Source organism: Geobacillus thermodenitrificans subsp. thermodenitrificans DSM 465 (genome assembly GCF_000496575.1).
Lineage (GTDB): Bacteria > Bacillota > Bacilli > Bacillales > Anoxybacillaceae > Geobacillus > Geobacillus thermodenitrificans.
The window spans coordinates 180,133-203,628 of sequence record NZ_AYKT01000002.1; the positions used below are offsets into that span (position 1 = coordinate 180,133).

Consider the following 23,496-nt stretch of genomic DNA (forward strand, 5'->3'; position numbering starts at 1 on the left):
ATGAAGATGACTGCGGCTCCATTTGCTACCGTTCTTATTTCAAGGCATGAAAACAGTCTATCAACCAGTAAGGTTTTGCCTGTCTTCCTCATTGACTTTTTCTTTTTCGCTTGATAAATTGATTAATAGTTCAATAGTTGAACTAAATGGACAATGAATGCCGTGTGAGGAGTATAGCGGACTAATAGTTCAATTCGTGAACCAATGGAGGCGAAATCGTGAAGAAGCGGAACGTGGATGATTGGATCGACCGCTATTTGTCTGTGTCATTTCTCGTGATAAAACGTGGAGCGGCGCTCGTGAAAGTCGGGCTTGACGAGGAAATGACGCATGACCAATATTATTTGCTTCGCTACATTCGCCGGCGGGGGACGTGCACGTCGACGGAGCTCTCGACGGTGTTTGGTGTCAATAAAAGCGCGGTGACAGCGATGACGAACCGTCTCGTCGACAAAGGCTGGCTGCGCCGCGACCGTGATCAGAACGACCGGCGCGTTGTGGCCTTATCGTTGACGCCACAAGGAGAGGAATGGGTGGCCGAGACGGATCGCAACGTCTACCGGCTTGTGGAAGAGGTGATCGCTCGTTTTCCAGAAGAAGAAATTGAAGCGTTCATCCGTACGTATGAGAAATTGGCCCGCGTATTGCAGGAGGTGGAAGAGGCGAAATGAGAGCGATCATCAGAGGAAGATGGTTGGTGCTTTTGACGTGGATTGCCGTGGCGGCGGTGCTCGTGATGACCGCGCCGAACATGGGCGAGCTCGTCCGTGAAAAAGGGCAGCTGAGCGTGCCGGACGGCTATTCGTCGTCGGTGGCAGCAGAATTGATCAAAGAAGCAAATAAGCAAGAAAACAAAGAAAATGAGCTCTCTACCGTGCTCGTCTTTTATCAGAAAGACGGATTGACGGCGGAAGACAAAAAAGAAATTGAGCGAGCAGTGAACGCGCTCGAAAAGAAGAAAAGCGACCTTCATATCACGAATATCATTTCCCCGTTTGCCAACCCGGAGTTAGAAAAAGAGTTGATCTCTAAAGACAAAACGACGATGCTCGTTTCGGTCAGTATCGATCCGGACGGGCGGACGGCGAAACAGTTGACCGATGCGTTATATGAAGCGTTGGATGGCGTCAAGGTTGAGCATTATTTCACCGGCGGGTGGATGATCGATGAAGATGTGGTGACAAGCTCGCTTGAAGGCGTGAAGAAAACGGAAGGGATTACGATCGTCTTCATTTTAATTGTTCTGCTCGCCGTGTTCCGTTCACCAGTAGCGCCGCTGATTCCATTGGTGGCGGTCGGGGCGACATACGCCGTTTCACAGTCGGTCGTCGCCTTTTTGGTTGACAAAGTCGATTTTCCGCTATCGACGTTTACGCAAATCTTTTTAGTCGCCGTTTTGTTTGGGATTGGAACCGACTATTGCATTTTGCTGCTGAGCCGGTTTAAAGAAGAGTTGGCGAAACTCGGCGATCGGACGGAAGCGATTGTTGTGACGTACCGAACAGCCGGGAAAACGGTGTTGGCGAGCGGATTGGCGGTGATGATCGGTTTTGCGTCAATCGGCTTGTCAACGTTTAAGTTATACCAATCGGCAGCAGCTGTCGCCGTTGGAGTAGCGGTGTTGCTTGTGGCGCTCGTGACGCTCGTGCCGTTTTTTATGGCCGTGCTTGGCGAAAAATTGTTTTGGCCGGTTCGAGGAAAGCTTGAGCACGGGCAAAGCCGGCTTTGGCTGGCGGCTGGCCGATTTGCGTTCGCCCGCCCACTGTTGGCGCTCATTATCGTCGCAGCGGTGACCGTGCCGGTGCTGGCGACGTACGAAGGCAAGCTGTCGTTTGATTCAATGGAAGAAATCGGCGATCATTATCGCTCGGTGAAAGCGTTTCGTATCATCGCTGACCACTTCAATCCAGGAGACGCAATGCCGACGCAAATCGTGCTAAAAGGCAAGCAAACACTCGATTCTAAAGAAGGGTTGGCGTTAATCGAAACGATCAGCCGCGAAGTTGAGAAAGTCAACGGTGTGGCAAGCGTCCGCTCGGCAACACGCCCGACTGGAGAGCCGATTGAACAGTTGCTTGTCACCGAACAGGCCAAACAGCTGAAAGACGGTCTTGGCGCCGGCAAAGACGGTATCGAAAAAATCGGCGCTGGGCTCGAAACAGCGAGCAATAAGCTCTCCGCTTCCGCGCCGCAGCTTAAGCAGGCTTCATCCGGCATTGGCGAACTTGTCGAGGGAACGGAGCAGTTAAAAAACGGCATCGTTGAGCTGCAAAACGGCCTTACCCAAATCGAACAAGGTGTACGCCAAGGAGCGATGGGGGCCGGCGAGCTGAAAAAAGGGGTGTCTACGCTCCGCGACAATGCGAAAAAGCTGCAAGCCGGCGCAAATCAGCTGCTTAGCGGTTACAAACAGGCCGAACAAGGTCTGTCGACGATCAGCAGCCAATACCAGCAAGTTGAAACGGGATTAAAGGCGGTCGCCGATCAGCTCGCAGCCGTACAAATGATGCTCGAGCAAGTCGAGCAGTCGCATGCAGAGCTCCGTCAAGACGAGACATATCAACGGGCGAAAATGACAGTCGCTGCTTTATCTGATCAAGTGAAGCAAATGGCGGCCGGCCTCACGCAGTTGAATGGGGCACTTGATCAAGCGCGCGCTGGATTGGTGAAAGCGAATGAGTCGTTTGCCCAACTCAACAACGGTCAGGCAGCCGTCAACGGCGGTTTAGACAACGTGATCGCCGGGCTTGGTGAACTTGAGGATGGTTTAAAGAAAGCAGCCGACGGCCAAAAACAAGCGGTTGATAAACTGCCGCAATTCTCAGCCGGTCTTGAGCAAGTCAACGGCGGCCAGCGACAATTGCTCAAACATTTCTCCGCACTTGGCGGCCAGCTCGGCCAGCTTGTCAACGGCTTGGACCAAAGCGCGTCCGGTTTGCGCCAAGTGGCCGACGGTCTTGGAACGGCGGAAACGTATTTGGCTGATTTGTCATCAGCGCCGGTGAAGGAAATGGCCGGTTGGCACATGCCGAAAGAAGCGCTCGAAAGCAAAGACTTTGCGCAGGCGAAAGACGCGTACATGTCAAAAGATGGACGCATCGTCACATTTGACGTCATTTTAGACGAAAATCCGTATTCCATCTCCGCGCTTGGCCGCATTGATGATATTCGCGCCGCCGCTGAACGGGCGGTGAAAGGAACGAAATGGGAAGGCGTGACGATGGCGATTGGTGGCGTCACGAGCACGTATGCCGATTTGCAGGCGATTTCGAACGCCGACTATCAGCGTACCGCGGTGCTGATGATCATTGGTATCGCTATTGTGTTGGCGGTGCTGCTCCGTTCGCTCATCATGCCGCTTTATTTGATGCTGTCGCTCGTGTTGACCTATTTCACGTCCATGGCCGTCACGGAACTTATTTTCGTCAACGGCCTCGGCTATGCCGGCTTGAACTGGGCGGTGTCGTTTTTCGCTTTCGTCCTGCTTATGGCGCTCGGCATCGACTACAGCATTTTCCTCATGGACCGGTTCAATGAATATCGTGACCGTCCAGTGAGAGAAGCGATGCTTTCGGCGATGGGGCATATGGGTACGGTCATCATCTCAGCGGCTGTCATTTTAGGTGGAACATTTGCCGCTATGTACCCGTCCGGCGTTTTGTCGCTTTTGCAAATCGCAACCATTGTCTTAACCGGGCTGCTGCTTTATGCGCTCGTTGTGCTGCCGTTGTTTGTCCCAGTCATGGTTCGCACGTTCGGACGCGCGAATTGGTGGCCATTCCGGCAGCCTGCGGGTGGAGCAGGTGAACTTGAACAAGAGAGAATGAGTTAAGCTAGCTTGCGTCGCCCTCATGTTGCTTGAGGGCGGCGTTCCTTTTTTAGAGTCAGGAAATAAAAACAAGTCGGCACATTCAACCAACATCAATGTGCTGAATGACTGCCTCTAGTTGGCGGATATACATACTCTTTTGGATTGACATAAGGGAAGAGATAGAGGATATATGTTTGGTAATATATTGAATATGATTGTTGCTTTCGCTACTATCTACATAAATGCACCTTGAAAAGTTCACTTTTCGGTTGCGCCGTTCCATCTTCCACACCATTTTTTCCGGACATTCATGAATGTGCCATAACCTATTAGTGGAGACGGATCTTTTTGATTTTATGCTCCATGATCTTGGTGATGTTTGAGACGTTTCGTGTGCGGTTCTATCCATTTTCCTCATAGCTGATAAACAGAAAGGGATAGTGTTGACTTGGGGAGGGAGAGAAAAAATGAGTTTTTTCAAAGCTACAAACAGAATGAAGGTTGTTTCGCTTGCTATTTCTATCATTGGGTTGTGGTTCATTCTAAACAGCCCTGAATGAGGGAGTGATTCCGTCTCATCATAGGTTCGGTCTACAGGCGGTTCTGTAGGTTCATAAGAGTATTGGCAGATGTTAAAAGAATATATCAATGCTTATAAAACGGTAGGAGCTATTTTCTTGTTTACGGGCTTGTTTTCTTTTCTTAACAACCATCGTCATCAGTAAACGTTATTTTCATCGATTTGTTTCTTCATGAGAACAGAAACGCCAATTTGATCATTCATTTCATGGAAAGAGAAAGGAATGTCTCTTACACAGAAGCCCCCACCTTGACATGTAGCGGGACGAGTGGGGGCATAAGATGATGGTTTCGCTTTTGCCCTTGGCAATCGGAGGAAGGGAAGGGGCGAACCATTACGAGTGTTTGGCGATGTCGAGCGCTTTTTTTGTATTCGCGAAATGAAGCTTGGCGCACGTCTCAAGCGCCCCAACCCCTTGTTGGCGGATAAGCTGGGCGGCGGCTTCATCGACAATAGCGCCCGCGCCTTTCGGGAGCGGAAGGCCGACGGTGCGGGATAGTTTGTCCATCTCCGCTAAAAACATATAGCGGGCGATGATCGAGGCGGCGGCGACGGCGACGTGCACCCCTTCTGCTTTTGGCAGGCAGTGCACCCGCTCGCGGACGATGCGCGTTTCATCTTCGAGGTAGCGGAAATATGAATTGCGTTCCAAAAACTGATCGATGATGATCGCTTCTGGTTCGATGGGCGCGATGTCGTCAATGAGTTTCGCGAGCGTCCGGTTATGGAGCAACGCTTTCATTTTCGTCTGCGGCATGCCGCTTTGCTGCCAGCGGTTGTATTCGGCGTTGGTGAGCACGGTGACGGCGTAAGGCACGGTTTCCATGATGGTCGGTGCGATTCGCGTGATCGTTTCGTCATTCAATTGCTTTGAATCTTTGACGCCAAGCGCCGCGATTCGATCGAGATGACCCCGGTCGACGTAAGCGGCGGCAACGACGATTGGGCCGAAATAGTCGCCGGTTCCGACTTCATCGGAGCCGATGGCGGAAAGACTCCCGAGTTCTTGTTCCGACAGGGCGGTTGTTTTTGCTCGGTTCTGATCCTTTGGTTTGTTTTCAGGCGCTGTGTGATTCTCCATCCATTTTGCCGCCTCTTGTTCTGCCGCTTTCCCTTGAAACAGCACTTTGCCTGAGCGGTAGGCGGTGATCGTGACATCCGGGCGCTTTGCAGCAAACAGCGCCCCGGCCGGAAGCCGGTCGGATAAGGCGTCTTTATAGTAGGCGCGCAACGTAGCAAGCAATTTTTGGTCGGCGTGAATCACATAGTTTGACAACGTTTGATCGCTCCTTTATTGTCTCTTTGGGCCGCATCTTTCCATTATACCAGCATTCATGATATGATAAACAGTAGGATTTTGCGAAATGGGGGAAGCAGGTTGACAGACGAGCCAAAAACGCGGGTAAGCGTCCGCATCTACGGTCAAGATTACACGATCGTCGGCACGGAAAGCCCGGCTCATATCCGGCTCGTGGCGGCGTTCGTTGATGATAAAATGCACGAGTTCAGCGAAAGGAACCCGGTGCTTGATGTGCCGAAGTTGGCTGTGTTGACGGCAGTCAATATCGCCAATGAATACTTAAAGCTGAAGGAAGAATACGATCGGCTTGCAGCCAAGTTGAGACGGGAAAAGGGTGGGGAAGACGATGATTGATGTCGTGCTTTTATTTGTCCTGCTGTTAGGCGCGATGATCGGACTAAAGCGCGGTTTTATTCTTCAATTTATCCATATGGCAGGGTTTCTCATCGCCTTTTTTGTCGCTTATAAGTATTATGATCGATTTGTGCCGACATTGCGCCTTTGGATTCCGTATCCGACGTTTGGCGATCCGGAGACAGTGAAGTTGTTGTTTCAAAGCACGCATTTAGATGATGCGTATTATCGGGCGATTTCGTTTGCACTCTTATTTTTTGCCGTGAAAATTGTGCTTCAAATCGTCGGTTCGATGCTCGACTTTGTCGCCCAACTGCCGCTGTTGCGCAGCGTCAACCGTGTAGCGGGGGCAGCGCTCGGATTCGCTGAAGTGTATTTGTTTGTGTTTTTGCTTTTGTATGTGAGCGCGCTCGTGCCGATCGATAGCGTGCAAGAGCAGTTGCAGCAGTCGCTCATGGCGACGGTCATCGTGAAACATACACCAATCTTGTCGGAGATGCTTAGCAACTGGTGGATTCATGGCCGCATCTAACGGAGCACGGCCCGCGGTGTTTCGGAAAAGGGAGGGGACGGCATGAACGTGAACAAAAAAGATGTCATCCGCCTGTTAGAGACGATCGCCTTATATATGGAGATCAAAGGAGAAAATCCGTTTAAAGTGACAGCGTTTCGCAAGGCGGCGGCCGCGCTGGAAACAGATGAACGGAGTTTGTCGGAAATCGAAGAGTTCACTGCCATCCCGGGCATCGGCAAAAGCACGGCGGCGATCATCACCGAGTTTGTCCAAACCGGTTCATCGTCGGTGCTAGAGGAATTAAGGCGCGACATTCCGGAGACATTGCTTGCTTTGCTTAAGCTCCCGGGGCTTGGCGGCAAAAAAATCGCGAAGCTGCATCAGGAGCTTGGCATTGTGGATATGAATGGATTGAAGGAAGCATGTCTTTCCGGAAAGGTGCGGGAGCTTCCTGGATTTGGGGTGAAAACGGAAGAGAAGCTGCTTATGGCTCTCGAAGAGGCGGGAAAACGTCCTGAGCGGCTGCCGCTCGCTCGGGTATTGCCGCTCGCCGAGGACATTGAACGTCAACTGCAAGAGATCGATGGCATCATCCGCTTCGCGCGAGCAGGCAGTTTGCGGCGTTTGAAAGAAACGGTGAAAGATTTGGATTATGTCATCGCTACCGATCGCCCGGCCGAGGTGCGCGAGGCACTCCTTCGTCTTTCGCGCATCCGTGAAGTCATTGCTGCCGGGGAAACGAAAGTGTCGCTTCTTTTCAAGTATGAGGATGAAATCGCCGCCGACTTCCGGCTCGTCAGTGCGGCTGAGTTTGCGACAGCGCTTCATCATTTCACTGGATCGAAAGAACATAATGTCCGCATGCGCCAGCTTGCCAAAGAACGTGGGGAGAAAATTAGCGAATACGGCGTTGAAGACCAAACAACAGGGGATGTAAAAACGTTCTCGGATGAACCGGCGTTTTATGCTTACTTCGGGTTGCCGTACATTCCGCCTGAACTGCGCGAAGACGGCACGGAAGTTGAGCGATATTCTTCGGATTATCCGCTTGTCCATCTTGACGATATCCGAGGCGATTTGCATATGCACTCGGCATGGAGCGACGGGGCGTGTTCGCTCGAGGAGCTCGCTGAGGCGTGCCGTCGCCGCGGCTACCAGTATATGGCCATTACGGATCATTCTCAATATTTGAAAGTCGCCAACGGCTTGACGCCAGATCGATTGCGGCGTCAACGCGAGGAGATTGAGCGGTTGAATGCACGCTATTCTGATTTTACGATCTTAGCTGGCATCGAGATGGATATTTTGCCTGACGGGACGCTCGATTACGATGATGACGTGCTCAAGGAGCTTGATTTTGTCATTGCCGCCATTCATTCTGCGTTCAAACAGCCGCGCGAGGTAATTATGAAGCGGCTCGAAGCGGCGCTTCGCCACCCGTATGTGGATGTCATCGCCCATCCGACCGGCCGGCTCATCGGCCAGCGTGACGGCTATGACGTCGACGTTGAACGATTAATCGAGTTGGCGGTCGAGACGAACACGGTGCTCGAGCTCAACGCGAATCCGAACCGCCTCGATTTGTCGGCTGTTTACGTGAAAAAAGCGCAAGAAGCAGGTGCTTATATTGCCATTCATACGGACGCCCACCATTTGGACATGCTTGATGATATGGTCATTGGTGTGACGACGGCAAGGAAAGGATGGATCAAAAAAGAGACGGTGATCAATACATGGCCGCTTGAGAAGTTACAACAGTTTTTGCGCGACAAACGAAAGCAAACATGATGAGGCATGGGGGTTTGAATACGTGCAGCAAAAAATGCTTCGTATCCTAGAGTTCGATAAAGTGAAAGAACAGTTGGCCGAGCATGCGTCATCCGCGCTCGGTTTAGAGAAAATCGCCGCTCTCGTTCCATCGTCTGATTTGGATGAAGTGGCGGTTTGGCTTGAGGAAACAGATGAGGCGGCTGCGGTGTTGCGGCTGCGCGGCTACGTTCCGCTGGACGGGGTGGTCGACATCCGTTCGCATTTGAAACGGGCGGCCATCGGCGGTGTGCTCAGTCCGATTGAGCTGTTGGAAGTCGCGGCGACGGCTGCCGCAAGCCGCCAAATGAAGCAGTTGATCATGTCGCTTCACGATGAGCACGGCGGGCTCGCGCGGCTGGCCGACTATGCGGATGAGCTTGCCGAGGTGCCGGCGCTTGAAGAGGACATCCGCCGCTCGATCGATGATCACGGCGAGGTGTTGGACACAGCCAGCGACCGTCTTCGTTCGCTGCGCGGGCAAATCCGGGCGGCTGAAGCGCGCATCCGCGAGAAGCTTGAAAGCATTATCCGCTCGCCATCAGCGCAAAAGCGGCTGTCGGACGCGATCATTACGATCCGCAACGATCGGTATGTCATCCCGGTCAAGCAAGAATACCGCAGCGCTTACGGCGGCATCGTCCATGACCAGTCAGCCTCCGGAGCGACTCTGTTTATCGAGCCGCAGGTGGTCGTTGAGCTGAATAATGCACTGCGCGAGGCGCGGGCGAAAGAAAAGCAAGAAATCGAACGCATTTTGCGCGAACTCTCAGCCAAAGTGGCTGAACACGATGAACCGCTCAAACGAGCTGTGGAGGCGCTTGCCCATTTTGATTTCTTATTTGCCAAGGCGAAATACGCGCGCCGGCTGCAAGCGGCAAAGCCAGCGGTCAACAACCGCGGCTACCTCCGCTTTTTGCAAGCGCGTCATCCGCTTATTGACCAAGATAAAGCGGTGCCGAATGATATTGTGTTGGGCGGCGATTACACGACGATCGTTATTACCGGGCCGAACACCGGCGGGAAAACGGTGACGTTAAAAACAGTCGGCCTGTTGACCATCATGGCGCAAGCCGGGCTGTTTATCCCGGCGGCGGACGGGTCGGAGGCAGCAGTGTTCCGCTCTGTTTTCGCCGATATCGGTGACGAGCAGTCAATCGAACAAAGTTTGAGTACGTTCTCTTCCCATATGGTGAATATTGTTGATATTTTGCGTCATGTTGATGAGGAAAGCCTCGTGCTCTTTGATGAGCTGGGGGCCGGTACCGATCCACAAGAGGGAGCCGCGCTGGCTATCGCTATTTTGGATGAAGTACACGGACGCGGGGCGCGGACGGTAGCGACGACGCATTATCCGGAGTTGAAAGCGTACGGTTACAATCGTCCCGGAGTGGTAAATGCCAGCGTCGAATTTGACACCGAAACGCTTCGTCCGACGTATAAATTGTTGATCGGCATTCCCGGCCGCAGCAACGCCTTTGACATCTCGCGCCGTCTTGGGCTCGATGAGCGGATTATCGAGCGGGCGAAAGTGCAAGTAAGCGCAGAAAGCCATAGCGTGGAAAACATGATCGCTTCACTGGAACGAAGCAAAAAGCAAGCCGAGGAAGATGAGGCAAGGGCGCACTCGGCGCGTGAAGAAGCGGAACGATTGCGGGCTGAGTGGGAACAAAAACTTGAAGAGCTGGAAGACAAAAAAGCAGAGCAGCTCGCGGAAGCGGCGCAAAAGGCAACCGACATCATCCGCGCTGCCGAGCGCGAGGCTGAGCGGATTATCAACGAGTTGCGTCGTCTGAAAAAAGAAAAGCAGGCAGAAGTGAAGGAGCATGAGCTCATTGCCGCGAAACAGCGACTTGCTGCCGCTGTGCCCGTAGTTGAAAAACGGAAAAAAACAAAAAAAGCGACTGCACGCCATGCGTTCCAACCGGGTGATGAAGTGAAAGTGACAAGCTTAAACCAAAAGGGGTATTTGCTCGAAAAAGTGTCAGAGGATGAATGGCAAGTGCAGCTTGGCATTTTAAAAATGAAAATTCATGAGCGCGACTTGGAGTATATTGGCAGCGCACCGGCCAAAGAAGTGACGCCGATTGCGACTGTAAAAGGCAAGGACGCCCACGTCAGCCTAGAGCTTGATTTGCGCGGTGAGCGCTACGAAGACGCCCTTGTCCGACTGGAAAAATATATTGATGACGCCGTGCTTGCCGGCTATCCGCGCGTCTCGATCATCCACGGTAAAGGAACAGGCGCGCTTCGCCAAGGAGTCCAGCAGTTTTTAAAACAGCACCGGGCGGTAAAAAGCTTCCGGTTCGGTGCGGCGAATGAGGGCGGTACCGGGGTGACGGTCGTCGAACTGAAATGATAGGGGAGAGAGCGATGATGCCGTTTTGGGAGCACGACATGGTGAGGACGGCAGCCAATTTTAGCGTCGCAGTATTGTGCATCGTCGTGTTTTTAGCCTTGTTTGAGCTAGTGACGAAATATAAAAATTGGGAGGAAATCCGCAACGGCAATGTGGCGGTCGCGATGGCGACAGGCGGAAAGATTTTTGGGATTTCCAACATTTTCCGCTATGCGCTTGACCGCCATGAGTCGCTGTTATCGATGATTGGCTGGGGCTTATATGGATTTTTACTTTTATTGGCGGCGTACTTTATCTATGAGTTTTTGACGCCAAAGTTTGATATTGATGAAGAAATTGCCAATGACAACCGAGCAGTCGGCTTTATTTCGATGGTGATTTCCGTTGGCTTGTCGTTTGTGATCGGTGAAGGCATTCAGTAAAGGGGAACAAAAGCGATGGACGCAGTAGTGAAAGGGCTGTTAATCATAGTCGGTCTGCTGCTGGTCGCCGGCATTGTTTATATGGCGGTTCGCAACCGATCGATGGATGTGCTGGCAAAAATTTTGTTTGCCATCTGTGCGTGTTTTCTTTTGATGGGGTTGATGTATTGGTTTTGGTGACGCCAGACGTAGTTCTGGCGTTCTTTTTTTTTGATGAAAAATTAAAAATAATAAAATAAAATAGGAGTAAGGGGGGATTGTGATGGAAAAACGATGGCTCGCTCATTACCCACCGGAAATCCCACACACCTTGGATTATCCGATGAAAACGCTTCCTGATTATTTGCGAGAGACAGCGGAACAGTTTGGGGACCGAATAGCGATCGATTTTTTAGGGAAGACGGTGACGTTTCGCGAGCTGTATGAGCAGGCAATGACGTTTGCCCACTATTTGCGGGGGCTAGGTGTCAAGGAAGGCGATCGGGTAGCGGTGATGCTGCCGAACTGCCCTCAGGCAGTGATCAGCTATTACGGGACGCTCCTGGCCGGCGGCATCGTCGTGCAGACAAATCCGCTCTACACCGAATATGAACTGGAGTATCAGCTGAATGATAGCGGCGCATCCGTGTTGGTGACGATGGATTTGCTTTATCCGAAAGCGATAGCTATGAAAGGAAAAACGGCGGTCAAACATTGGATTGTGACAAGAATGCAAGATTATTTGCCGACGATCAAAAAATGGTTATATCCGCTCGTTCGGTGGAAGCAAAAGATGCCGTCAGTGCGGGTGGATGAGGGAGAGTCGGTTCACTTGTTCCGTTCCATCGTCAGTCGTCTTGAGACAGCGCCTCTTCAGGTCGCGATTGATCCGATGGAAGATATCGCCTTGCTTCAATATACAGGTGGCACGACAGGTCATCCGAAAGCGGCCATGCTGACGCATCACAATTTGATCGCAAATACATTGATGTGCGCCCATTGGGTGTATAAATGTGAAAAAGGAAAAGAAACAGTGCTTGGTATCTTGCCGTTTTTCCACGTATATGGGATGACGACGGTGATGAATTTGGCTATCATGCAAGCAAGCAAAATGGTGCTGCTGCCTCGATTCGACGTAAAACAAACATTGAAAACGATTGAGCGCACGCGGCCGACGATGTTTCCAGGTGCACCGACGATGTATATTGCGCTGCTGAACGACCCGGATTTATCGAAATATGATTTATCCTCCATTAATGTATGTATTAGCGGTTCTGCGCCGTTGCCTGTCGAAGTGCAGGAGCAGTTTGAGCGGGTGACTGGCGGAAAATTGATTGAAGGATATGGCCTGACAGAAGCATCACCCGTCACTCACAGTAATTTTCTTTGGGATGGCGAGCGGGTCAAAGGAAGCATTGGTGTGCCTTGGCCGGATACCGAAGCGAAAATCGTTTCATTGGAAACCGGTGAGGAGGTAAAGCCGGGGGAGATAGGGGAACTTGTTGTGCGCGGTCCGCAAGTGATGAAAGGCTATTGGAATCGGCCGGAAGAGACCGAGCAAGTGCTGCGCGATGGTTGGCTGTACACTGGCGATATCGGCTACATGGATGAGCGCGGTTATTTTTATATTGTCGACCGAAAAAAAGATGTTATTATCGCCGGTGGCTACAACATTTATCCGCGCGAAGTCGAGGAAGTGCTGTATGAACACCCGAAAGTGCAGGAAGCGGCCGTTATTGGCGTTCCTGATCCATATCGCGGTGAGACGGTAAAAGCGTTCATCGTTTTGAAACCAGGAGAGGAGTGCAGCGAACAAGAGCTAGATGCATTTATGCGCGAGCGCCTAGCCGCGTATAAAGTGCCGCGCCTATATGAGTTCCGAAGCGAGCTGCCGAAAACTGCGGTCGGAAAAATTTTACGGCGCGTTCTGGTGGAGGAAGAAAAAAAGAGCTTGACAAATCGACAGAACAGTCCGTAAAATAGGATTGTGAATGATTATTCATTCAGTTGGTGACAGGTGATGTTGAGAAAAGGAGAATGACGATTGCGTAGGGAGAAACCGAAGTTTAAGCAAATTATTGATGCAGCCGTCGTCGTCATCGCCGAACATGGCTATCATCAGGCGCAAGTGTCGAAAATCGCGAAGCAGGCTGGTGTCGCCGACGGCACGATCTACCTTTATTTCAAAAACAAAGAAGATATTTTAATCTCGCTTTTCCAAGAAAAAATGGGGTCGTTTATCGAGAAAATCGAGCAAGAAATAGAAGGAATTTCGAGTCCGCTAGAGAAATTGTATGTATTGGTGAGAACTCATTTTTCCGCCCTGGCTGATGATCCGCATATGGCGGTCGTGACGCAGCTTGAGCTGCGCCAGTCGAACAAAGAGCTGCGCCAACGCATCAATGAGGTGCTGAAAGGATATTTGCGGCTCATCGACAGCATCATCATCGAGGGAATGGAAAAAGGAGAATTCCGAAATGATCTAGACGTCCGGCTCACCCGGCAAATGATCTTCGGCACGATCGACGAGACGGTGACGACATGGGTCATGAATGAGCAAAAATACGACTTGGCTGCGCTCGCCGAGCCAGTGTACGAATTGCTTGCCAAAGGGTGCGCCGCTGGGCGTTGATGGAAGGCAGAAAGGGGAGAGGCATCATGGAGCATTTTCGCTTGATAAAAGAGGAATTCGTCGCTGTCGTGACGTTTTCGCGGCCGCCGGCGAATGCTCTTTCATCTGCTGTTTTGAAAGAGCTTTCAAATATCTTGGATGAGCTCGAGGCCGACTCGGACGTGCGTGTCGTGCTGTTGCATGGTGAAGGCCGGTTTTTCTCGGCTGGCGCGGATATTAAAGAGTTTACGTCCGTCGCTTCTGCCGAGGAAGCGTCCGCTTTGTCGCGCAACGGCCAGCTGGTTGTAGAGCGGATTGAGCGGTTTTCCAAGCCGGTGATTGCTGCTATTCATGGCGCCGCGTTGGGTGGAGGACTTGAGTTGGCGATGAGCTGCCATATTCGTTTGGTGACAGAAAATGCGAAGCTTGGCCTGCCAGAGCTGCAGCTTGGCATCATTCCAGGGTTTGCCGGCACGCAGCGGCTCGTGCGCTACGTTGGGTTCGGCAAGGCGGCGGAAATGATGTGGACAGGCGAGCCGATCACCGGCTTAGAGGCTGTGCAGTGGGGGCTGGCCAACAAGGCGGTGCCTGAAGAGCGGCTTCTTGATGAAGCGAAACAGTTAGCGCACAAAATCGCTGCAAAAAGCCCGCTTTCCGTTCGCGCCACGATTGAGCTTCTCAATGCGGCGAAAGAAAAATCGTTCGCTGAGGCGGTGCGCGACGAAGCGGAATGGTTTGGCCGTGTGTTTGTTTCCGAGGATGGGAGAGAAGGTGTGCAGGCGTTTTTAGAAAAACGTCCCCCCGTCTTTCAAGGGAAATAATCGCTATAAATGTCGGAATCTTGGCAACTGAAATAATGTTGGATCAAACTGAGGAGGGGAATGACATGAACATTTTTGTTTTGATGAAACGCACGTTCGACACCGAGGAGAAAATTACCATCAATAACGGCAAAATCAATGAGGAAGGTGCTGAATTCATCATCAACCCGTACGATGAATACGCCATTGAAGAGGCGATCCAAGTGCGCGACAAACATGGCGGTGAAGTGACGGTCGTCACCGTCGGCAGCGAGGAAGCGGAAAAAGAGTTGCGCACAGCGCTCGCCATGGGCTGCGACAAAGCGGTGCTCATCAATATTGAGGATGACGTCGAAGAGCAAGATCAATATACAACGGCGAAAGTGCTCGCTGAATATTTGAAAGATAAAAACCCGGATTTGATTTTAGCTGGTAATGTGGCGATTGACGGCGGCTCGGGGCAAGTCGGACCGCGCGTGGCTGAATTGCTTGGCATTCCATACGTGACGACGATTACGAAGCTTGACATTGCCGATGGCGGTAAAGTGACCGTTGTGCGTGACGTCGAGGGGGATGAGGAAGTGATCGAAACGTCGCTGCCGCTCCTTGTTACCGCTCAACAAGGGCTGAATGAGCCGCGCTATCCGTCGTTACCAGGCATTATGAAAGCGAAAAAGAAACCGCTTGACGAGCTCGAGCTCGATGACTTGGATCTTGACGAGGACGATGTCGAGGCGAAAACGAAAACGATCGAAGTGTTCTTGCCGCCGAAGCGGGAAGCGGGCAAAATTTTGCAAGGTGAGATTGCCGATCAAGTCAAAGAGCTTGTCGGGCTGCTCCGTTCCGAAGCGAAAGTCGTTTAAAGCGGCAGACGGTATGGTTGTTAGCGCTCTCTAACGGACGGAAAACATGAACAAAAGGGTAGGGGGACTGAAACATGGCACGCAAAGTATTAACATTAGCAGAAGTTCGCGACGGATCGCTGCGGAACGTTTCGTTTGAAGCGATCGCAGCAGCCAAAACGATCGCTGAAGGCGGGGAAGTCGTAGCGGCACTTGTCGGCGATCAAGTGCAAGCGCATGCAAATGAGCTGATTTTCCGCGGGGCGGATCGCGTCGTTGTCGTTGAGCATCCGAACTTGAAATTTTATACGTCCGACGGCTATTCGCAAGCGTTAAAAGCGGTGATCGATAAAGAACAGCCAGAAGCCATTGTCTTTGGTCATACAGCGCTTGGCAAAGACCTGTCGCCGAAGCTGGCCGTTAAACTTGACGCCGGTCTTGTTTCCGACGTGGTGGCAGTCGAAGAAGTAGGCGGCAACATTGTGTTCACGCGCCCGATCTACTCCGGTAAAGCGTTTGAAAAGAAAATCGTCACCGACGGCATCATGTTTGTGACGGTGCGTCCGAACAACATCGCATCGCTTGAGCGTGACGAATCGCGCTCCGGCAGCGTTGAATCATTGGCGGTCGAAATTAAAGATTTGCGCGCGATCGTCAAAGAAGTCGTCCGCAAAACTGCTGAAGGGGTCGACCTGACGGAAGCGAAAGTGATTGTCGCTGGCGGCCGCGGTGTGAAAAGCGCGGAAGGCTTCAAGCCGCTCCAAGAGCTGGCGGAAGTGTTGGGCGGCGCAGTCGGTGCGTCACGTGGAGCGTGCGATGCCGGCTATTGTGACTACTCGCTGCAAATCGGGCAAACCGGGAAAGTCGTAACACCAGATCTTTACATCGCCTGCGGTATCTCAGGTGCTATTCAGCATTTGGCAGGCATGTCGAACTCAAAAGTGATCGTCGCCATTAACAAAGACCCGGAAGCCAATATCTTTAAAGTCGCTGATTACGGCATTGTCGGCGATTTGTTTGAAGTCGTTCCTCTCCTCACGGAAGAGTTTAAAAAGCTGAAAGTGCATTCGTAATCGATTCAAACGGGTAGCGTGGTATGCGCTGCCCGTTTTTTCTTGGATAAATTGAACCGCGAAGCGAATATTAGAAACGAGGCAAAATATTCGCGTCGTTTTAAATTTCCATGGTATACTGTGCTTACAGCATTCTAGAATATGGGAGGGAATTCGCATGGCCATTATCAATGCGACAGACCAAACGTTCGCCGCGGAAACGAAAGACGGCGTCACTCTTGTCGACTTTTGGGCGCCATGGTGCGGTCCATGCCGTATGATCGCCCCGGTGCTTGAGGAGCTTGATCAAGAAATGGGCGACAAAGTGAAAATTGTCAAAGTCAACGTTGATGAAAACCAAGAAACAGCAGCAAAGTTCGGGGTGATGAGCATTCCGACGCTGCTCGTGTTTAAAAACGGCGAACTCGTTGATAAAGCCGTCGGCTACCAACCGAAAGAAGCACTTGCTCAGCTTGTCGGCAAACATGTGTAGTGATGGCATAGGAAAAATCCAGAGGCCTCTTCCTCTGGATTTTTATTTTTTGCTGAAAAATGGTTGACAGATGGCAGATAATTCTTTATATTTATAACCAACAATTCCTAGTGGTTAAGTTTGTTTTACGCCTGTTATTCATACTTTTTCTATCTATTTAGTTCTAATTAAGAGGGAGATCAAGAATGACGATCACGTACGTGTGTGAAAGCATTGCAAGAAATGAACAAAGGAGGGAAAAGCGATCATGAAAAACAAAGTGTTCTGGAAAACATTGGGTGGAATGTTAGCGGTCGCTTTATGGCTGGCGATGGCATCTGGATGCGGAATACATAACGAGTCTGCGAACGCCAAATCATCGTCATCCTCTCCGCCATCTAGCAAAGTCATCCGCATCGGCTATCAAAAATACGGGACACTCAACATGTTAAAAGCGCGTGGTGACTTGGAAAAACGGCTGAAAAAATTAGGCTACACCGTACAATGGGCGTTATTTCCGGGAGGTCCTCAACTGTTGGAAGCGATGAATGCCGGAAGCCTCGATTTTGGCCATACCGGTGAAGCGCCGCCAGTATTTGCTCAAGCGGCTGGTACACCGCTCTTGTATGTAGCGACGTCACCTCCCAATCCTGTGTCCGAGGCCATTTTAGTCAAAAAGGACTCGTCCATTCAGACAGTGGCGGATTTGAAAGGGAAAAAGGTGGCGTTAAACAAAGGATCGAATGTCCATTATTTGCTTGTGCAGGTGCTCAAAAAAGCGGGATTGACACTTTCTGACATTCAGCCGATCTATTTGCCACCAGCCGATGCTCGCGCTGCATTTGAGCAGGGGAGCGTTGATGCGTGGGCCATTTGGGACCCGTTTTACGCCGCCGCTGAAAAGGGAGGAAAGGCTCGAGTGCTCGCTGACGGCCAAGGATTGGTAGCGAACCGTGAATTTTTCTTCGCTTCACGTTCATTCGCCAAACGCGAGCCAGAGTTGATTCAAGTCTTGCTCGAAGAATTGAAAAAAGTAGAGCAGTGGGCAAACAATGATCCGAAAGGTGTGGCTGAATTTTTAGCGCCCGAACTCGGCATTGATGAACAGGCGCTGGAAACGGCCTCGAGACGCCACGTTTATGGGATTGAACCGATCACGAATGAAGTGATTTCCCAACAGCAAATCATCGCCGACGAGTTTCATACACTCGGCCTGTTGCCCAAAAAGCTGATGGTAAAGGACGCAGTTTGGCATGACAGCCGTTGAACGAAAGCATCTTCGTGCGCCTAAAAGGGTTAATGAATGAGCGGGGAATGCAGCTTATCAACATAAAGAAACCGTGACTTTCGCTTTCCTTGAACATCACTTTATGACGGTTTTTCCACCTAAAAGTAGGTGATTTTAGTAGACAATGCTGATCAGCCCTTATTAAAAATGATGACTCATCTTTACACGAGAGCACTTTATTGGGGGAAATGGCTGTTTTTCACTAGCCTTTTAAGGTTTCGTAGGATGGGGGCTGGATGAGAAGAGGAAAGGGAGTGATGGAAGAATGAAAGAGTCCAAGAAGGTGAAATGGATTCATGAAAAGGTGGTACCATGGGGACTGCCGATCGTCTTGCTCGTTGCATGGCAGGGGGCAGTGGAGGCGGGATGGCTATCTTCAAGAGTGCTGCCGGCTCCGACTGACGTGGTGGCGGCTGCTTGGGATCTCTTAGAAAAAGGAGAGTTATGGCAACATTTATCGATCAGTTTTGGGCGTGCATTGATTGGATTTGCTATCGGCGGGTCACTCGGCTTTGTTCTTGGCTTGCTCAACGGGGTCTTTCGGCCGGCCGAACGATTGTTGGATACTTCAATCCAGATGATTCGAAATATTCCGCATTTGGCGATGATTCCGCTCGTCATTTTATGGTTTGGCATTGGGGAAGAAGCGAAAGTGTTTCTCGTTGCCATCGGGGTGCTTTTTCCAATTTATGTCAATACATTACATGGCATTCGCAATGTGGATGCGGGATTGTTGGAAATGGGTCGTGTCTATGGGCTTCGCCCGTGGCAGTTGTTTTGGCGTATTTGGCTGCCGGGCGCGTTATCGTCGATTTTGGTCGGTCTGCGCTATGCGCTGGGCATTATGTGGTTGACGTTAATCGTAGCGGAGACGATCGCTGCTGACCGCGGCATCGGGTATTTGGCCATGAATGCACGTGAATTTATGCAAACGGATGTCGTTGTGTTCAGTATTTTGCTTTACGCGCTGTTTGGCAAGCTCGCAGACAGCATTGCCCGCTTTTTGGAAAAACGCTGGCTTCGCTGGAATGTCAACTATCAAAATCGGTAACTGACACAAACGGAGTGGGAAAGGAGAGCGAGAGATGGAAACAGGACGAGGAGCAGAGCTCGTATTTGTGCAAGTGGCCAAACAGTTTGGCGATCAACAAGTGTTGCGCCGCATTGATTTAACGGTCAAACCGGGGGAGTTTATCGCCATTATTGGTCGCAGCGGCTGCGGAAAAAGCACACTATTGCGCTTGGCTGCCGGATTGGAGACGCCGACTTCCGGCATGATTCAGCTGGATGGACAGTTGCTTCATGGGTTGAATACAGCAGCTCGCGTCATGTTTCAAGATGCTCGTCTGTTGCCATGGCGGCGCGTCATCGACAATGTCGGCCTCGGGTTGAAAGGTGACTGGAAAGAACAAGCGATCACAGTGCTCGAACAAGTCGGTTTGGCAGACCGCGCGAAGGATTGGCCATCGGTGTTATCCGGCGGCCAGCGTCAACGGGTGGCGCTCGCCCGCGCATTGATCAGCCGTCCACAGTTGTTATTGCTTGATGAACCGCTCGGTGCGCTTGACGCGTTGACGAGAATTGAAATGCAGCGGCTGATCGAACGATTATGGAGAGAACAACGCTTTACGGCTTTGTTGGTCACGCATGATGTTGATGAAGCAGTGATGTTGGCGGACCGCGTCGTGCTCATTGAGGACGGGGAATGCGCGCTTGATTTGCCTGTGCGCTTGCCGCGACCGCGTCAGCGCGGCGATGCGGCGTTTGCTGATTTGGTCGATACAATTTTGCGCCGCATTTTAAGCACAGAATCTGATGAGAAAGTCATCGCCGCGTCTTCGATGAGTGAGAAAAGGAGGGCGCTATAGACAGTGAAAAGAAGGCTCCTTTTGTTTTCGGTGTTGAGTGCATTCCTGTTGTTGGCAGCTTGCGGCCAAGAACGTTCTGCTTCCTTGTCTTCTCCTAAACAGTCGGCATCGACGGATTCTTGGCCGAAAGAATTGCACGTCGGCTTTCAAAAATCATCATTTTCTCTCTTTTTGAAAGAGAAGGGGTACTTGGAAAAACAACTGCAAAAGCATGGGGTGCAAGTGAAATGGTTTGAATTCCAATCTGGCCCTCCGTTGCTCGAGGCATTAAATGCTGGGCAAATCGACATTGGCTATGTCGGAGGAGCACCCGCTGTGTTGGCGCAGGCAAATCCAGGTTCAAAATTGGTTTATATTGCATATGAACCAGAAGTGGCGCGGGCGATTATTGTGCCGAAAACATCACCGATTCGTACAGTGGCGGACTTGAAAGGGAAAAGAGTGGCCTTTGGAAAAGGATCTAGCGCCCATTATACGCTGTTGACTGCATTGGAAACAGCCGGGCTCACGTTGGATGATATTTCCCAGGTATATTTGCAACCGGCTGAGGCGCGTACGGCGTTTGAGCGTGGTGATGTTGATGCTTGGGCCATCTGGGATCCGTTTTTGGCTGATGCGGAAGTGAATGGCGGAGCGCGTGTTTTGATTGATGCAAATGGGTTGCCGAAGCAATACGGATTGATTGTTGGACGGAAAGAGTATGTCAAGCAATATCGGAAAGTGGCGGATGTGGTTATCAAGGAGTTAGGAAAAGTCCATCAAGAGATTCAATCCTCCCCGGATGAAGCGGCCCGTCTACTGGCCAAAGAAACAAAAATCGGTGAAGACATTTGGAAAAAAACATTAAGTCGGAGAGGATACGGGGTGTTTCCGCTGACAAAGGAGGTGATCGATGCCCAACAGCGTATCGCTGATCGATTTTATGAACTCGGGCTTATTCCGAAAACAATCAAGGTGCGGGATGCGGTCATTGCCGAGCAATAAAAAACGATGGGAGGAAAACGGAATGGCAGTGGTAACGATTGTTTCTGGCAGCCCGTCACACACGTCGAAAACGAATCAGGTGGCCGAATGGGTGAAGGGGCAATTGCAACAGCTCGGTCACACGGTGCATTTCATTCGCTTGCGCGATTTGCCTGCTGAGGACTTGCTCTATGCTCGCTCATCGAGTGACCCGATTGCCCAAACGCATCAATGGATCCACCAGTCCAAAGCGGTCATTGTGCTTAGTCCGGTCTATAAAGGAAGTTACACGGGCATTTTAAAAGCGTATTTGGATTTGCTGCCGGAAAAAGCATTTGCCGGGAAGCTCATTGTACCGATTGTGACTGGGGGAACGATTGCGCATCTGTTGGCGATCGAATACGCACTCAAGCCGATTTTCTCGATTTTAGGTGCGCGGGAAATTCTGCATGGGGTCTTTATTTTAGATTGGACGTTGGGGCACGATAGCGAAGGACGCCTTGTTCTTTCTGATGACTTACTATCGCGGATGGAAGAAGTCATTCATTCCGTTTCTTAGATAAACGAAAAAACGGTTATTTAAATAAGGGGGAAACCAATGATGGAGTTGCTGTGGTTCATTCCTTCTCATGGTGATGGGCGATATTTAGGAACGACTAAAGGCGGTCGCTCTCCTGAGTACAGTTATTTCAAACAAGTCGCCCAAGCAGCCGACCGCTTAGGATATACGGGCGTGCTCATTCCAACCGGCAAATCGTGCGAAGATCCTTGGCTGCTCGCTTCGGCATTGGCGGCTGAAACCAACCGTTTGCGCTTTCTTGTCGCTGTCCGTCCCGGATTGATGACGCCGACGTTGGCTGCCCGCATGGCGTCTACATTGGACCGCATTTCGGATGGGCGGCTGCTCATTAACGTTGTGGCGGGGGGAGATCCTGTTGAGCTCGCAGGTGATGGGTTATTTTTATCCCATGATGAGCGGTATGAGGCAACCGATGAATTTTTGACGGTTTGGCGCCGATTGCTTGCAGGAGAAGAAGTGACGTTGAGTGGAAAACATGTGTCGGTCAAGGGAGCCAAACTGCTATTTCCAGCGGTGCAAAAGCCGTATCCGCCCATCTTTTTTGGCGGATCGTCGGATGCCGGCCAACGGGTTGCGGCGCGCCATGCGGATGTGTATTTGACCTGGGGCGAGCCTCCTGAACAGGTGAAAGACAAAATCGAACGGGTAAGGGAGCTTGCTCGTCAAGAAGGCAGAAAAATCGAATTTGGCGTTCGTCTCCATATCATCGTTCGTGAGACGGAAAAAGAAGCATGGGAAGCGGCAGAGCGATTGATTCGATATGTCGATGACCGGACGATTGAAGAGGCGCAACGGGTATTTGCTCGCTACGATTCGGTGGGACAGCAACGGATGCGGCAGCTGCACGGCGGAAAGCGGGATTCGTTGGAGATCAGTCCAAATCTATGGGCTGGGGTAGGATTGGTGCGCGGGGGTGCGGGCACGGCTCTCGTCGGCGATCCGGAAACAGTGGCTGCTCGACTGCGTGAGTACGAGCAGTTGGGAATCCGGTATTTCATTTTATCTGGCTACCCACATTTAGAGGAAGCGTATCGGGTAGCAGAACTGCTCTTCCCGCTGTTGCCGCTGACGTCTCGTCGCACCAGTTCTGCGATCCAAGGTGAAGTGGTAGGGAATGAGTTTTTTCCGACGTTTATTAAAGTGTGAGCATTTTTCAGAATGGAGGGATTCTCAAGTCGAGAATTCCTCCATCTTTTTGTTTTTTACGGATTCTTCGCGACTTTCTCTAGTGGCTTATGGTACGATGCTAATGGATGATAGAAATGAATAACGAGATGAAATCAACGAAAGCGGCGGTGACCGGAGGAACGGAATTTATCGGCAGCCATTTGGCCGCATGTTTGCAAGAATAATGGAAATTGATAGTTTCCATCCATACTATTCTGTTGAAAGGAAAGAGCGGCAGTTTCAAGTGCTTACCAGTGGCTGGGTGCCGCGAGTTCGCTTGGACTTGCTTGATGGGGAACAGACGAAAAGTTTCCCCCGATATCGTCTTTCATTTGGCCGCGCTGCCAGGCGTGCTGTATTGGCTTAAGCATATTGATTATGAGAAACGTCTTGACTGCAGCTGGAGAATCGAGAGTCCGTCATGCACTGCTCATCGAGCTGCGACAGCATTTCCCGGACATGAAAATTGTGCGGATGCTGGAACGAAAAGGCGAAGGGAAAGTGACGTGGGCGAATATTACGAAGGCGAAATGAGCGTTTGGCTACGATTCGAGGGCGCCGTTTGTCGAAGGGTTGGCCCGGACGCGGGCGATGGCGTAGGCGCACGAACATGAGCGATCGGTGTGCCGCTTATGACGTGCATGACACAGCCGTTTGTGGTATGTATATGGGAAGATACGATTATATTCGACGATTTGGCGTGCTGTTTCCGTATAAATATGTATTCC

Annotated in this window: 22 protein-coding genes; 21 read left to right on the forward strand and 1 reads right to left on the reverse strand. The window is 51.2% G+C overall.

What is annotated here, in order from left to right; genetic code table 11:
* Positions 1–218: 218 nt before the first annotated feature.
* Entirely contained in the window at positions 219–671 is a 453-nt protein-coding gene (locus DSM465_RS0103305) for a MarR family winged helix-turn-helix transcriptional regulator (RefSeq protein ID WP_008881156.1), read from the forward strand.
* A complete protein-coding gene (locus tag DSM465_RS0103310) occupies positions 668–3,832 on the forward strand; it encodes an MMPL family transporter (protein WP_029760628.1) in 3,165 nt (1,054 codons plus the stop codon). The genes DSM465_RS0103305 and DSM465_RS0103310 overlap by 4 nt, the downstream gene beginning before the upstream one ends.
* Before the next feature lie 893 nt (positions 3,833–4,725).
* On the opposite strand, the gene rnhC is transcribed toward DSM465_RS0103310, so the two are convergent.
* Entirely contained in the window at positions 4,726–5,667 is a 942-nt protein-coding gene (rnhC, locus tag DSM465_RS0103315) for a ribonuclease HIII (RefSeq protein ID WP_029760629.1), read from the reverse strand.
* A gap of 102 nt (positions 5,668–5,769) precedes the next feature.
* Here rnhC and zapA point away from each other — a divergent pair, with 102 nt between their 5' ends.
* The 19 genes from zapA to DSM465_RS20140 all read left to right on the forward strand — a co-directional run bounded on the left by zapA (position 5,770) and on the right by DSM465_RS20140 (position 23,302).
* Positions 5,770–6,045 carry a cell division protein ZapA gene (zapA, locus tag DSM465_RS0103320; protein ID WP_008881153.1) on the forward strand — a complete coding sequence of 92 codons (276 nt, stop codon included), beginning with the start codon at positions 5,770–5,772 and terminating at the stop codon, positions 6,043–6,045.
* A complete protein-coding gene (locus tag DSM465_RS0103325; protein WP_008881152.1) occupies positions 6,038–6,577 on the forward strand; it encodes a CvpA family protein in 540 nt (179 codons plus the stop codon). The genes zapA and DSM465_RS0103325 overlap by 8 nt, the downstream gene beginning before the upstream one ends.
* A gap of 42 nt (positions 6,578–6,619) precedes the next feature.
* A complete protein-coding gene (polX, locus tag DSM465_RS0103330) occupies positions 6,620–8,347 on the forward strand; it encodes a DNA polymerase/3'-5' exonuclease PolX (protein ID WP_008881151.1) in 1,728 nt (575 codons plus the stop codon).
* Positions 8,348–8,381: 34 nt separating this feature from the next.
* Entirely contained in the window at positions 8,382–10,724 is a 2,343-nt protein-coding gene (locus tag DSM465_RS0103335) for an endonuclease MutS2 (RefSeq protein ID WP_035498150.1), read from the forward strand.
* A gap of 14 nt (positions 10,725–10,738) precedes the next feature.
* A complete protein-coding gene (locus tag DSM465_RS0103340; protein ID WP_008881148.1) occupies positions 10,739–11,146 on the forward strand; it encodes a DUF350 domain-containing protein in 408 nt (135 codons plus the stop codon).
* Positions 11,147–11,161: 15 nt separating this feature from the next.
* A complete protein-coding gene (locus tag DSM465_RS19525) occupies positions 11,162–11,326 on the forward strand; it encodes a hypothetical protein (protein WP_008881147.1) in 165 nt (54 codons plus the stop codon).
* A gap of 82 nt (positions 11,327–11,408) precedes the next feature.
* Positions 11,409–13,103, forward strand: coding sequence for a long-chain-fatty-acid--CoA ligase (locus DSM465_RS0103350; RefSeq protein ID WP_008881146.1), 1,695 nt, complete (start codon positions 11,409–11,411; stop codon positions 13,101–13,103).
* A 66-nt stretch (positions 13,104–13,169) separates the two neighbouring features.
* Positions 13,170–13,757, forward strand: a complete 588-nt coding sequence (locus DSM465_RS0103355; protein ID WP_008881145.1) for a TetR/AcrR family transcriptional regulator — start codon at positions 13,170–13,172, stop codon at positions 13,755–13,757.
* Positions 13,758–13,783: 26 nt separating this feature from the next.
* Positions 13,784–14,557: an enoyl-CoA hydratase gene (locus DSM465_RS0103360; RefSeq protein WP_029760631.1), complete on the forward strand. Its 774-nt coding sequence runs from the start codon at positions 13,784–13,786 to the stop codon at positions 14,555–14,557.
* Positions 14,558–14,622: 65 nt separating this feature from the next.
* Positions 14,623–15,399 carry an electron transfer flavoprotein subunit beta/FixA family protein gene (locus DSM465_RS0103365; RefSeq protein WP_008881143.1) on the forward strand — a complete coding sequence of 259 codons (777 nt, stop codon included), beginning with the start codon at positions 14,623–14,625 and terminating at the stop codon, positions 15,397–15,399.
* Between the two features lie 74 nt (positions 15,400–15,473).
* Positions 15,474–16,451: an electron transfer flavoprotein subunit alpha/FixB family protein gene (locus tag DSM465_RS0103370; protein WP_011887935.1), complete on the forward strand. Its 978-nt coding sequence runs from the start codon at positions 15,474–15,476 to the stop codon at positions 16,449–16,451.
* Positions 16,452–16,608: 157 nt separating this feature from the next.
* Positions 16,609–16,923, forward strand: a complete 315-nt coding sequence (gene trxA / locus DSM465_RS0103375) for a thioredoxin (protein WP_008881141.1) — start codon at positions 16,609–16,611, stop codon at positions 16,921–16,923.
* Positions 16,924–17,170: 247 nt separating this feature from the next.
* On the forward strand, positions 17,171–18,169 hold the full coding sequence (locus tag DSM465_RS0103380; RefSeq protein ID WP_029760633.1) for a sulfonate ABC transporter substrate-binding protein: 999 nt from the start codon (positions 17,171–17,173) through the stop codon (positions 18,167–18,169).
* 286 nt (positions 18,170–18,455) lie between these two features.
* Complete coding sequence (gene ssuC / locus DSM465_RS0103385; RefSeq protein WP_011887933.1) at positions 18,456–19,241, forward strand: aliphatic sulfonate ABC transporter permease SsuC; 786 nt, start codon at positions 18,456–18,458, stop codon at positions 19,239–19,241.
* Between the two features lie 34 nt (positions 19,242–19,275).
* Positions 19,276–20,058 (forward strand): ATP-binding cassette domain-containing protein, encoded by a 783-nt coding sequence (locus DSM465_RS0103390; RefSeq protein ID WP_008881138.1) that lies wholly within the window; start codon positions 19,276–19,278, stop codon positions 20,056–20,058.
* 3 nt (positions 20,059–20,061) lie between these two features.
* On the forward strand, positions 20,062–21,042 hold the full coding sequence (locus DSM465_RS0103395) for an aliphatic sulfonate ABC transporter substrate-binding protein (protein WP_008881137.1): 981 nt from the start codon (positions 20,062–20,064) through the stop codon (positions 21,040–21,042).
* 22 nt (positions 21,043–21,064) lie between these two features.
* Entirely contained in the window at positions 21,065–21,580 is a 516-nt protein-coding gene (ssuE, locus tag DSM465_RS0103400) for an NADPH-dependent FMN reductase (protein WP_008881136.1), read from the forward strand.
* A 42-nt stretch (positions 21,581–21,622) separates the two neighbouring features.
* Positions 21,623–22,747 (forward strand): FMNH2-dependent alkanesulfonate monooxygenase, encoded by a 1,125-nt coding sequence (gene ssuD / locus DSM465_RS0103405; protein ID WP_029760634.1) that lies wholly within the window; start codon positions 21,623–21,625, stop codon positions 22,745–22,747.
* A gap of 399 nt (positions 22,748–23,146) precedes the next feature.
* Positions 23,147–23,302, forward strand: coding sequence for a hypothetical protein (locus DSM465_RS20140; protein WP_317135445.1), 156 nt, complete (start codon positions 23,147–23,149; stop codon positions 23,300–23,302).
* Positions 23,303–23,496 lie beyond the last annotated feature (194 nt).